This is a genomic window from Isoptericola sp. NPDC056134, assembly GCF_042264825.1.
Taxonomy (GTDB): domain Bacteria; phylum Actinomycetota; class Actinomycetes; order Actinomycetales; family Cellulomonadaceae; genus Isoptericola; species Isoptericola nanjingensis.
Genome location: NZ_JBHJVM010000007.1, coordinates 125,501 through 137,375, shown reverse-complemented (window position 1 = coordinate 137,375; position 11,875 = coordinate 125,501). Strand labels below are relative to the sequence as shown.

12 protein-coding genes are annotated in these 11,875 nt (G+C 72.9%); 7 read left to right on the top strand and 5 right to left on the bottom strand.

The window, feature by feature from the left end; all coding sequences use genetic code 11:
* Positions 1–72 precede the first annotated feature (72 nt).
* The 4 genes from ACFCZN_RS09310 to ACFCZN_RS09295 form a co-directional block, all read right to left on the bottom strand.
* A complete protein-coding gene (locus ACFCZN_RS09310) occupies positions 73–1,392 on the bottom strand; it encodes an aminotransferase class I/II-fold pyridoxal phosphate-dependent enzyme (RefSeq protein ID WP_430556583.1) in 1,320 nt (439 codons plus the stop codon).
* Positions 1,393–1,456: 64 nt separating this feature from the next.
* Positions 1,457–1,975 carry an SRPBCC family protein gene (locus ACFCZN_RS09305; protein ID WP_430556582.1) on the bottom strand — a complete coding sequence of 173 codons (519 nt, stop codon included), beginning with the start codon at positions 1,973–1,975 and terminating at the stop codon, positions 1,457–1,459.
* Positions 1,972–2,895 carry a hypothetical protein gene (locus ACFCZN_RS09300; protein WP_430556581.1) on the bottom strand — a complete coding sequence of 308 codons (924 nt, stop codon included), beginning with the start codon at positions 2,893–2,895 and terminating at the stop codon, positions 1,972–1,974. Before ACFCZN_RS09300 ends, ACFCZN_RS09305 begins: the two co-directional genes overlap by 4 nt.
* Positions 2,892–3,395, bottom strand: coding sequence for an OsmC family protein (locus ACFCZN_RS09295; protein WP_430556580.1), 504 nt, complete (start codon positions 3,393–3,395; stop codon positions 2,892–2,894). The genes ACFCZN_RS09300 and ACFCZN_RS09295 overlap by 4 nt, the downstream gene beginning before the upstream one ends.
* A gap of 205 nt (positions 3,396–3,600) precedes the next feature.
* Here ACFCZN_RS09295 and ACFCZN_RS09290 point away from each other — a divergent pair, with 205 nt between their 5' ends.
* On the top strand, positions 3,601–4,347 hold the full coding sequence (locus ACFCZN_RS09290) for an SDR family oxidoreductase (RefSeq protein ID WP_429764372.1): 747 nt from the start codon (positions 3,601–3,603) through the stop codon (positions 4,345–4,347).
* A gap of 10 nt (positions 4,348–4,357) precedes the next feature.
* On the top strand, positions 4,358–5,275 hold the full coding sequence (gene sigJ / locus ACFCZN_RS09285) for an RNA polymerase sigma factor SigJ (RefSeq protein WP_430556579.1): 918 nt from the start codon (positions 4,358–4,360) through the stop codon (positions 5,273–5,275).
* Here the strand turns inward: sigJ and ACFCZN_RS09280 are convergent.
* Complete coding sequence (locus ACFCZN_RS09280; protein WP_430556578.1) at positions 5,257–6,639, bottom strand: NAD(P)/FAD-dependent oxidoreductase; 1,383 nt, start codon at positions 6,637–6,639, stop codon at positions 5,257–5,259. The two genes, sigJ and ACFCZN_RS09280, sit on opposite strands and share 19 nt — an antisense overlap.
* Positions 6,640–6,877: 238 nt before the next feature.
* Between ACFCZN_RS09280 and ACFCZN_RS09275 the strand changes: the two genes are divergently transcribed.
* The 5 genes from ACFCZN_RS09275 to ACFCZN_RS09255 all read left to right on the top strand — a co-directional run bounded on the left by ACFCZN_RS09275 (position 6,878) and on the right by ACFCZN_RS09255 (position 11,724).
* A complete protein-coding gene (locus tag ACFCZN_RS09275; protein WP_429764375.1) occupies positions 6,878–7,681 on the top strand; it encodes a thymidylate synthase in 804 nt (267 codons plus the stop codon).
* A gap of 13 nt (positions 7,682–7,694) precedes the next feature.
* On the top strand, positions 7,695–8,213 hold the full coding sequence (locus tag ACFCZN_RS09270) for a dihydrofolate reductase (RefSeq protein WP_430556577.1): 519 nt from the start codon (positions 7,695–7,697) through the stop codon (positions 8,211–8,213).
* Between the two features lie 327 nt (positions 8,214–8,540).
* A complete protein-coding gene (locus ACFCZN_RS09265) occupies positions 8,541–9,524 on the top strand; it encodes an ABC transporter permease (protein WP_429764377.1) in 984 nt (327 codons plus the stop codon).
* The gene (locus ACFCZN_RS09260) at positions 9,524–10,198 is read left to right on the top strand and encodes a YesL family protein (protein WP_430556576.1); all 675 of its coding nucleotides are present in this window, start codon (positions 9,524–9,526) and stop codon (positions 10,196–10,198) included. Before ACFCZN_RS09265 ends, ACFCZN_RS09260 begins: the two co-directional genes overlap by 1 nt.
* 14 nt (positions 10,199–10,212) lie before the next feature.
* Positions 10,213–11,724 (top strand): extracellular solute-binding protein, encoded by a 1,512-nt coding sequence (locus ACFCZN_RS09255; RefSeq protein WP_429764379.1) that lies wholly within the window; start codon positions 10,213–10,215, stop codon positions 11,722–11,724.
* The last annotated feature ends 151 nt before the right edge of the window (positions 11,725–11,875 follow it).

Here is an 11,875-nt window from a genome sequence, read left to right as displayed (position 1 = left end):
CGGACGATTGGCCCCGTCATGGCCTCACGACAGGGCCAATCGTCCGCTCACAACACTCCGGGTGGGTGACCGTCAGGACGCGGCGGCGGCCTCCGCCGCGGCGAGCAGGATGCAGGTGGCGACGCCGTCCATCGCGACGCGCACCTCGTCCAGCGGCGGCATGGTGGGCGCGAGGCGCAGGTTCCGGTCGTTCGGGTCCTGGTGGTACGGGAAGGTGGCGCCGGCCGGGGTGAGCGCGATGCCGGCCTCCTTGGCGAGCTGCACCACGCGCGCCGCGGTGCCCGGGACGACGTCGACGGAGACGAAGTAGCCGCCGTCGGGCCGGGTCCAGGTGGCGACGCCGGCGTCGCCGAGCCGCGCGTCGAGGATGTCGACCACGGCGCGGAACTTGGGCGCGAGGACCTCGCGGTGCTTGCGCATGTGGGCGCGCACGCCGGCGGCGTCGCCGAAGAACTGCGCGTGCCGCAGGTGGTTGACCTTGTCCGGGCCGATGGAGCGGATGCCCAGGTGCTTCGTGAACCAGGCGACGTTGGCGGGCGACGACGCGAAGAACGCGACGCCGGAGCCCGCCAGGGAGATCTTCGACGTCGACGCGTACAGGAGCACGCGGTCGGGGTTGCCGGCCTCGGCGGCGAGGCCGATCGCGTTCGCGGACTTCGCCTCGTGCTCCGTGAGGTGGTGCACCGCGTAGGCGTTGTCCCAGAAGATGCGGAAGTCGGGGGCGGCGGCGGGCATCGACACGAGGCGCCGGGCGACGGACTCCGAGACGACCGAGCCGTCCGGGTTGGCGTACGTCGGCACGACCCACAGGCCCTTGATCGTCGGGTCGTCGGCGACGAGCGCGGCGACGGCCTCGGCGTCGGGGCCGTCGGGCGTCATCGGCACGGTGACCATGCGGATGCCCAGCTCCTCGCAGATCGCGAAGTGCCGGTCGTACCCGGGCACGGGGCAGACGAACGTGATCTGCTCCTCGCGCGACCAGGGGCGCTCGGAGCCCGGCACGCCGAACAGCAGCGCCTGCACGATCGTGTCGTACATCAGAGTCAGCGAGGCGTTCCCCTGCGCGAGGAGCTGGTCGACGGGCACGCCGAGCAACTCGGCGAAGATGGCGCGCAGCTCGGGCAGCCCGGCGAGCCCGCCGTAGTTGCGCGTGTCCGTGCCGTCCTCGGCCGTGTGGTGGCCCTCGCCGGGCAGAGCCAGCAGCGCCTCGGAGAGGTCGAGCTGCTCGGCGGACGGCTTGCCCCGCGTGAGGTCGAGCCTCAGGCCGCGGGCCTGCAGGTCCGCGTACTCGCGGCGCAGGTCCCCGAGCCTCTCGGCGAGGTCGGCGGCCTGGGCGGTCGGGGTGGTGGACGACGGCGCGGTGGAACCCTCGGTGCTCACCCCACGGACCATACCGGCCGTGGGTCGGCGGCGGCAGGGCGTCCCACGACGGCGGGGCGCCGGTCGCCGCGACCGGTCAGCGCCGGCGGTCGAGCGCCCGCGCGAGCCGGCCCAGCGAGAGGCGCATGAAGCCCCGCAGGGCGATCCCGACCAGCGGCGCGGTGACGGCGCGGGGGAGCGGGCCGGCGAGGTACGCCTCCTCCCACCACACGACGCGGCAGCGGCCGGCGTCCATCGGGACGACGTCGAAGCCCGCCTCGCCGAGCAGCACCGGGCCGAGCTTGCGCAGCCGGGTGCGGCCGACGCGGGCGGCGGCGGTGGAGGGGCGTTCCAGCTGCTCCACGACCATCCGGTCGATGACCACGAGGCGTGCCAGGGCGGCGCCGGGGTCGCGCCGCGCGCCCGGGCCGCTCGCCATCGTGTAGCGGTCGCCGACCTCGGGGCCGGGCCCGGCCGCCCCCTCGAGCCTGGTGGCGATCATCCACCGCGGGTGGGTGCGCAGGTCCGCCACCCAGGCGAACGCGACGGACGCCTCCACCGGGACGACGCGTGCCACCTCGACGTGGTGGGCGCGGGGCGTGGCGGGCGTCGTCACGAGCCGTCGTCCTCCGGCGTGCGGCCACGCCCCTTGCGGCTCGGCAGCCACCGGCTCGGCGACGTGCGCCGTGGCGCGTCCGGCGCGCGCAGCGTCGGGACGTCGTCGCCCGGCTCGAGCACCAGTTCCACGACGCGGGGGAAGTGCTCGGGCGGCGGGCCGAACGCGCGCCGCGACTGCGCGACGACGCCGTGGCCGAGCGCGCGCCCGCCCGCGATGCCCACGACGAACCCGACGCCGAACGGCAGCAGCCGACCGAGCGCGAGCGAGCCCTGCTTGGCGACCTGCCGCTTGAGGAACTGGCGGGCGAGCGTCTTGTTGACCCGCTTGATCGTCGTCTGCGGCATGGACGTGAGCAGCACCTTGCCCCACGCCACGGAGGAGCCGCCGATCGCGTTCTCGACGTCCTTCGCGCCCCGGTCGCCCAGCACGGTCGCCAGGAGCAGCGCGCGACGGCGCGGCACGTCGTCGATCTCGATGCCGTGCACGTCGGCGACGGCGAGCGCGAACGCCGCCGACGCGCCGAAGAACGTGGCCACGTCGCCCGTGGTGAGCGCCGTCGCCGCGGCCGTCCCGACCGACGGCGCCGCGGCCGCCGCGCCCACGGCGCCGCCCGCCGTCGTCAGCAGGGTCAGGTACTCCTTCTCCAGGATCCGCACGATCCCGGCCGGGTCGGCCTCGGGGTTTCGTGCCCGCAGCCGGTCCACGTGCTTGTGGATCGCGGCGGACGGGATCGTCACGGCCTTGTCGAGCAGCGCGTCGAGCAGCGGCGTCGGCCGGTACCGGGCCCACTCCTCGCCGCGCGCGGCCGGGTCCCGGACCTCGGTGACCTCGTCGCCCGCCCCGTCTCCCGGCACGTCCGCGCGCACGACCTCGTCGCCCGGCGTCGGGCTCTCGCCACCCCTGCCGCGCCCGGTCACGACGCGGCTTCCTCCGCGTCGTCCTCCGCGTCGCCGGCCGGCTGCTCGAAGACGGCCGGCGGCACCAGGGCGCCCGCCTTGAGGGTGCGGCCCACGGTGCAGGCCCGGTCGATCGAGCGCTGCGCCAGCAGCAGGGTCTTGTTCCGCGTGGCCTCGTCGAGCCCCGACAGGTCGATCTCGAAACGCTCGGTGAGCACCGGGTACCGGTCCTCGTCCAGGTCCTTCGCGTCCTCGACCCGGATCACGGCCTCGTACGCCTCGCCGAGCGCCCGGGCGAACTTCGTGTCGCTGCTCATGCCCGCGCACGCGGCCAGCGCGATCTTGAGCAGTTCGCCGGGCGTGAAGACGGCGCCCGCCTCCACGGGGCCGATCTCCACGCTGGCGCCGCGGGCGGTGTGCCCGCGGTAGGTGCGGTTGCCGGTGCGCTCCACCCACAGCGGGTCGGTGGGCGACGGCGTCACGGGGGCTGCGGTGTCGGGCGCGGTGCTCTGGTCCGTCATGAGGTGATCCTCCCACTGCTCGTCCGGGGAAGTCCGGGACGTCCCGAGGAGAACGTGCGGGCCGCCCGTCCGATTCCGGTGTGGCCGGGGTCACACGACCGCGCCTGTCACGGACCGCCGCGGTCCCCGGTCGACAGGGTGTCGGGCGGCCACCGGGCCGCCCGCCGCAGGGACACCTCAGCAGCACCGCAGAGAGGACAGGCTCATGAAGATCGTGGTCGTCGGTGGGACGGGACTCATCGGGACGCAGGTCATCGCACACCTCACGGAGGCCGGGCACGACGCCGTCGCCGCCGCGCCCAGCACGGGCGTGGACACCCTGACCGGCGAGGGCGTGGACGCGGCGCTCGCGGGCGCCGACGTCGTCGTGGACGTGTCGAACTCGCCGTCGTTCGCGGACGACGACGTGCTGCGCTTCTTCACGACGTCGACGCGCACGCTGCTCGACGCCGAGAAGCGCGCGGGCGTGCGGCACCACGTGGCGCTGTCGATCGTGGGCGCCGACCGCAACCCGGACTCCGGGTACCTGCGGGCCAAGGTGGCGCAGGAGGAGCTGATCCGCTCCGGCGGTGTCCCGTGGACGGTCGTGCGCGCCACGCAGTTCTTCGAGTTCGCGCCGCGGATCGCCGACGGCGCCACGGTCGACGGCGTGGTGCGCATCCCGCCCGTCGGGTTCCAGCCGATCGCGTCGGCGGACGTGGCGCGGTTCGTGGCCGAGGCGGCCGCGGGGCAGCCGCGCGACGTCGTGCTCGACGTCGCCGGCCCGGAGCGGGTCCGGTTCGACGAGTTCATCGCCGCCGCGCTCGGGGCGTCGGGAGACGCCCGCGAGGTGGTGGCCGACCCGGCCGCGCCGTACTTCGGGGCCGTGCTCGCGGACGACTCGATCGTGCCGCAGGGCGACGCCCGGCTCGGCGCCGTGACGTACGCGGACTTCGCCGGGGCGCGGGCGTAGCGTTGGCCGCATGACGTCGCGTCCCGACGCGCCCGAGCGCCCCGGCCCCCTCGACGACACCGAGGGCGCCGGGGCGCTCGACGCGTTCCTCGCCGTCCGGCCGCAGCTGTTCGGCATCGCCTACCGGATGCTCGGGGGCGTCGCCGAGGCGGAGGACGTCGTGCAGGACGCCTGGCTCCGCTGGCAGGGCACGGACCGCGACCAGGTCCGGAACCCGGTGGCCTTCCTCACGACCGTGACGACGCGGCTCGCGATCAACGCGGCGACGTCGGCGCGCGCCCGTCGCGAGACGTACGTCGGGCCGTGGCTCCCCGAGCCGGTCGACACCTCCGACGACCCCGCGCTGGGAGCGGAGCGTGCCGAGGCCCTCGAGCTCGCGACCCTGCTGCTCATGGAGCGGCTCACGCCGGTGGAACGCGCCGTGTACGTGCTGCGGGAGGCGTTCGGCTACCCGTACGGGCGGATCGCGGAGATCCTCGACCTCACCGAGGCGAACGCACGCCAGCTCGCCCGGCGGTCGCGCGACCGGCTCGGCACGCGCGAGGCGGTACCCGTCGACCCCGGCGAGCACCGGCGCCTGCTCGACGAGCTCGTGGCCGCCGCGCACGAGGGCGACCTCGCGCGCTTCGAGCGCTACCTGGCCGACGACGTCGTCGCGCGGCCCGACGGCGGCGGGCGGGTGCACGCGTCGCGCGTCGAGCTGGTCGGCCTCGCGCGGGTGTCGCTCTTCCTCGACAACGTGTGGCGCAAGTTCTGGGACGCCGGCACGGTGCGCGCCGTCGAGGCGAACGGCCTGCCCGCCGTCGTGGTCGACCTGGACGGCGCGCCGTTCGCGCTCCTGGCGCTCGACGTCGTCGACGGGCGGGTCGAGCACGTGTACGTCCAGGTCAACCCCGACAAGCTGGCGGGCTACGCCACGGCCTCCTGAGCGTCGTCCTGCGCGGCTCTCACGTCGTCGGGCGCGTCGTCGGGCGTGGTGGCCGCGGCGAACGCGGCGCGGGGCGTCTGCACCGACGCGAGGGAGACGACGTCGCGCCCGAAGACCGCGGCGGTGAGCCAGACCGCGAGCACGCGGGCCTTGCGCTCCCACGTCGGGACGGCGAGCAGGTGGTAGCCGCGGTGGACGAGCCACGCGAGCCGGCCGCGCACCACGATCCCGCGGGACTGGAAGATGCCCGACCCCAGCCCCAGCGTGGCGATGACGCCGAGGCTGCCGTGCACGTACGGGCGCGTGGGGCGACCGTGCAGGCTCGCGACCAGGTTGCGCGCCAGACGCCGGCCCTGCCGGACGGTGTGCTGCGCGTTGGGCACGGCGAGCGCGCCGGGCCGCGCGACGGCCAGGTCGGGCACGGCGGCGCCGTCGCCCGCGGCCCACGCGTCGTCGACGGGCTCGTCGTCCGTGCCGACCCGCAGGTCGGGCCGCACGACGACGTACCCGCGGCGGTCCACCGGCAGGTCGGTGTGCGTCGCGACCACCGGGTTCGCGGCGTTGCCCGCCGTCCACACCAGCAGCCCGGACGCGAACTCCTCGCCGGTCGAGAGGCGGACGACCCCGTCGACCGCGGACTCCAGGCCCGTGCCGAGGTGCACGCGCCCGCCGCGGCGCTCGAGCTGCTCCACGACCCACCGGCCCGGGCGGTCCGTCACCTCCGGCAGGATGCGGTCGCTGAGCTCCACGAGGTGGAACCGCAGCTCGGTGGCGTCGATCTCCGGGTACCGGGGGAGCAGGTCGTGCGCGAGCGACAGCAGCTCGCCGAAGCCCTCGACGCCGGAGAACCCGCCGCCGACGAACGTCACGGTGAGCAGCCGCTCCCGCTCCGGGCCGCGCGGCAGGCTCGCCGCCCGGTCGAACGACGTCAGCAGCCGGTCGCGGATGGCGACCGCCTCCTCGACGTGCTTCATCCCGATGGCGTGCTCCGCGACGCCCGGGACGGGGAAGACGCGCGTCACCGCGCCCGCCGTCACCACGACCGTGTCGTAGGGCAGGCGGTACGTCTCTCCCGAGCGCGGCCGCACGACCACGACCCGGTCCGCGTGCTCCACGCGCACCACCGACCCGTCGACCAGCCGCGTGCGGCGCAGGTGTCTGCGGTGGGCCACCGCCGCGTGCCGCGCCTCGACGGACCCGGCCACCACCTCCGGCAGGAACGGCTGGTACGTCATGTACGGGCGTGGGTCGACGAGCACCAGCTCCACCTCCCCGCGCCGCAGCTCCCGCCGCAGGCCCTTCTCCAGCTCCCGGGCCGTCGTGAAGCCCGCGTAGCCGCCACCGACGATCACGATGCGTCGCATCACTGCCTCCTGTGCCGCGCCCGTCGGGCGCTCTCACCACGTCGACCGCGCAGCGCCCTCCTCCGTGACTGCCGCGGGGTGTGACGTCCGAGACGTCGGCGCGGCACTTCGGGCTCAGTCCGGCAGCTCGAACTGCCGACCCGAGACAGATCTGCCGCCGTGAAGGCCGGTCCGGGCTCCGCAGCGACGCGCCGTCGCGGCGCCGCCGGCGGTGTCGCGAGGGTCGTAGGGTTGCCGCATGGCTGCGATCCCCACCCCCTACGAGGACCTCCTGCGCGACGTGCTGGAGCACGGCACGCACAAGGAGGACCGCACGGGGACGGGCACGCGCAGCGTGTTCGGGCGGCAGCTCCGCTACGACCTGCAGCAGGGGTTCCCGCTGATCACGACCAAGCGGGTGCACCTCAAGTCGATCGCGTACGAGCTGCTCTGGTTCCTGCGCGGCGACTCCAACGTGCGGTGGCTGCAGGAGCACGGCGTGACGATCTGGGACGAGTGGGCGTCGCCGGAGGGCGAGCTGGGCCCGGTGTACGGCGTGCAGTGGCGGTCGTGGCCGACGCCGGACGGGCAGCACGTCGACCAGATCGCGGGCGTGATCGACCAGATCAAGGTCGACCCGGACTCGCGCCGCCTCATCGTGAGCGCGTGGAACGTGGCGGAGCTCGCGGACATGGCGCTGCCGCCCTGCCACCTGCTGTTCCAGTTCTACGTGGCGGACGGGAAGCTGAGCTGCCAGCTCTACCAGCGCTCCGCCGACCTGTTCCTCGGCGTGCCGTTCAACATCGCCTCGTACGCGCTGCTCACGCACATGGTGGCCGCGCAGACCGGCCTCGAGGTGGGGGAGTTCGTCTGGACGGGCGGCGACTGCCACGTCTACGACAACCACGTCGAGCAGGTCCGCACCCAGCTGGAGCGCGACCCGTACCCCTACCCGACGCTCCGCCTCGCACCGCGCGACTCGATCTTCGACTACGCGTACGAGGACATCGAGGTGCTCGGCTACCAGCACCACCCGGGCATCAAGGCCCCGGTCGCGGTCTGACCCCGGTGACGACGTGATCGGTCTGATCTGGGCCCAGGCGCACGACGCCGCGGGCCGGCCCGTCATCGGCGCCGCGGGCGAGATCCCCTGGCGCGTGCCGGAGGACTTCGCGCACTTCAAGGCGACGACGGCGGGGCACCCCGTCGTCATGGGGCGCCGCACGTGGGAGTCGCTGCCGCGCCGCCCGCTGCCGGGGCGCACCAACGTCGTCGTGACGCGGCGGCCCGGCTGGTCCGACGAGGGCGCGGTCACCGCCGCGTCGATCGACGAGGCGCTGGCGCTCGCCGCCGCGGCCCCCGGCGGGGACGAGGTCTGGGTGATGGGCGGCGGCGAGGTCTACGCCGCGACCCTGGCGCTCGCCGACCGGCTCGTCGTCACCGAGATCGACCTGGCGGTCGAGGGCGACGCGTTCGCCCCCGTCGTCGATGCGCTGACCTGGGAGATCGCCGACGACGGCGCGTGGGCGACGTCGTCCGGCCCGGACGCCCTGCGCCATCGCGTGCGCACCTACACGCCCGTCCCCGCGAGGTAGCTCGAGCCGTGCCGAGGTAGTACCCGTTCCCGGTGCCCCGGTTCCACCTCGTCGTGACCGGGTACTCCCTCGCCGCGACCGGTACTACCTCGGCGCGGGGCCCGCTACCTCGCCGAGACGGGGCCACCCGGCGGTCTCGTGCTTCCACGGCGAGCGCCAGATCACGATCTCGACACCGATCGGTGGAAGGCGCTTGCCGATTCCGGGACCTGTCCGGTACCTTTCCGAGAAACCGGTTACCGGCGCGTTTCACCAGGAGCGCGGACAGCTCGAGGACGAGCAGAGGGGCACGCCAATGGTGGTTGTGATGATCGAGGGGACCGCGCGATGAGCGCGGTCACCGCCGCGAAGACCGCGGCTCCGACGACGCCGACGACGTCCGGTGGCGGCGTGCCCGCGCGCCCGCGCCGCAAGCGCGTGCCGGCGCTGTGGAAGCACAAGGCGCTCTACCTCATGGCAGTGCCGGGGATCCTGTACTTCATCCTCTTCAAGTACGCGCCCATGGGCGGGCTCGTCATCGCCTTCCAGGACTACCTGCCGTTCCTCGGCATCGGCGGCAGCCCGTGGGTCGGCTTCGACCACTTCGTGCGCTTCTTCTCCGAGGACACGTTCTACGTCCTGCTGCGCAACACCCTGATGATCTCGCTGGGGATGCTGATCTTCGCGTTCCCGGTGCCGGTCATCCTGGCGCTGCTGCTCAACGAGGTCCGCACGAAGTGGTTCCAGCGCAGCATCCAGTCGGTCGTCTACCTGCCGCACTTCCTGTCGTGGGTGATCGTCGTCTCGATCTTCTACGTGCTGCTCACGACCGACGGCGGGTCCGTCAACAACCTGCTGGTCTCATGGGGCTTCGACCCGGTCCCGTTCCTCACCGATCCCGACTGGCTCCGGCCGATGTACATCTTCCAGGAGATCTGGAAGGGCGCCGGCTGGGGCACCATCGTCTATCTCGCCGCGATGACCGCGGTCGACGTCCAGCTCTACGAGGCGTCCGAGCTCGACGGCGCGGGCCGGATGCGCCAGGCCTGGCACATCACGCTGCCGGCCATCCGGCCCACCATCATCGTGATGTTCATCCTCGCCATCGGCGACTTCCTGGAGCTCGGCTTCGAGCACATGTTCCTCGTGATGAACTCCCTGAACCGCGACGTCGCCGACATCTTCGACACCTACGTGTACACGGCGGGTATCGAGAACGGGCAGCTCAGCTACGCGGCCGCCGTCGGCCTGTTCAAGGGGCTCGTCGGCCTCGTCCTCGTGGTCTTCGCCAACCGCCTCGCCAAGCGGTTCGGCGAGGAGGGCGTCTACTGATGTTCTCCTTCGAGGGCTTCGTGCGGATCGACGCGATCTGTCGCGGCATCTTCCGGGTCGCGGCTCTGAGCGTGCTGTGGCTGGCGACGACGATCCTCGGGCTCGGCCTGCTCGGGTTCGGCCCGGCGTCGTACGCGACGGCGAAGTCCGTGGACCGCTGGCTGCGGCACGGCGAGACGCCCCCGCTCGCCCGCACGTTCGTGGCCGACGTCCGCGAGCGGACAGGCGAGGCGATGCTCGCCGGTGCGGTCGTCCTGGGTGCGGGCGGCGTGATCGTCACCAACGTCTTCCTCGCCCCGGCGTGGATCCTCCAGGCGGTCAACGTGCTGGCGCTCGTCGTGCTCGGTGTCGCCACCGCCTACGTCTTCCCCGTCATGGCCGCCACCGACATCGCCACCACGCGGCGCCGGTTCGCCGCAGCGCTGCTCATCGGCTTCGGCTCGCTGCACTGGACGATCATCGGCGCGGCCGCCGTCGGCGCGGCCTGGTGGCTGCTGTGGACGTACGCCACGCCGCTGCTCCTGCTCTTCGGGGCCGGGCTCCCGGCGTTCGTCGTCGGACTGGTCACCCGCATCGTCTTCCGCCCCCTGGAGGAGTCCCCGGAGGTCCCGGGCTCCACCCACCGTTCCTTGCACCACCCGATGATCTCGCCTGCGACGGAGCAGGTGTCATGAGAGGAGCAGTACCCATGCGCAAGACCCTGTTCGCCAAGGGTGCGGCCGCGGCCGCGGTGGCCGCGCTCGCGCTCACCGCTTGCGGCAGCAACGGTTCGGGCGACGACGACGGCAAGGCCGACGACAGCCCGATCACCTGGATGTCGATGCTGCACACCCCCGTGACGCCGGACGCGGACGGCCCGATCCAGACGGCCCTGGAGGAGTACACCGGCCAGGAGTTCAAGATGCAGTGGGTCCCGGACGCGTCGAAGGAGGAGAAGATCAACTCCGCCCTCGCGTCCGGCCAGCTCGCCGACATCGTGTCGCTGACGGTCACCGACAGCACGACCGTGCGGCAGGCGCTCAAGGCCGGGCAGTTCTGGGACGTGGAGCCCTTCCTGAAGGACTTCCCGAACCTGGCGAAGATCGACCCCGACACCCTCGAGGCCGCCAAGCTGGACGGCAAGCTCTACGGGGTCCCGTTCCAGAAGATCAAGACGCGCTACGGGGTCGTCGTCCGCCAGGACTGGCTGGACCACCTGGGCCTGGAGACGCCGCACACGATCGAGGACCTGGAGAAGGTCGCCGTCGCGTTCACCAAGGACGACCCGGACGGCAACGGCAAGGACGACACCACCGGGTTCATCGACCGCGAGGAGAGCTTCCTCGTCGGCTTCCGCTCGCTGACCGGGTACTTCGGCGCGGGCGACAAGTTCTCCGTCGACGACTCGGGCCAGGTGCACGCCGCGTTCGCCAGCGACGAGTTCAAGCAGGCGATGGAGTGGTACCGCGGCGTGTACGAGCAGGGCGCGGTGAACCAGGAGTTCGTCACGGTCCAGAAGCAGAACCAGCAGGACGCGATCGCCCGCGGCAAGGGCGGCATCGTGGTCACGGGTCTGTTCGAGGCGAAGAACTACGTGGACCTCGCGCAGAGCGCCGACCCGAAGACGCCCATGAAGTGGGCGCTCGTCAACGACATGACGCTCGACGGCCAGCCGCACCACATCATCACCGACACCGGCGGCGGCATGGGCGGCTGGCTCGCCCTGCCGAAGTCCGAGGTGAAGGACGAGGCCGAGGTCAAGAAGGTGCTGGGCTTCCTCGACAAGCTCATGGACGAGGAGCCGTTCGGCCTCATGACCAACGGTGTCGAGGGCACGCACTACTCGCAGGACGCCGACGGCGTCGTGACGATCGAGGACCAGACCGCCTGGGAGCAGGAGGTGCAGCCGTACTCGTCGTCGCGCCCCTCGGAGAAGATCGTCACCTACAAGAGCACGAAGCCCTACGTGGACGAGGCCAACGAGAAGATGGCCGCGCAGGAGCCGGACGCCGTCATCAACCCGACGCAGTCGCTGAGCTCGGAGACCTTCGACCGGCAGTGGTCGACGATCGAGGACAAGGCGATGGACGCCTACAACCGCTACCTCACGGGCCAGATCGAGATGGCCGACTACGAGGCGGTCGTCGAGGACCTGCGCGGCCAGGGCCTGGACGACATCGAGGCGGAGTTCACCGCGGCCTACGCCAAGGTGAACGGCTGACCTTCCCGAGTCGGTGAGCGGGCGTCCGGCCCCCAAAAGGCCAGACACCCCCCCCCCCCCCCCAGCACCCCCCAGAGGCCCCACGTTTACCCCCTCCACGACACCCCCCCCCCGACCCCCCTGTCTGCCCCCACCCCCCACGCCGCCGCCT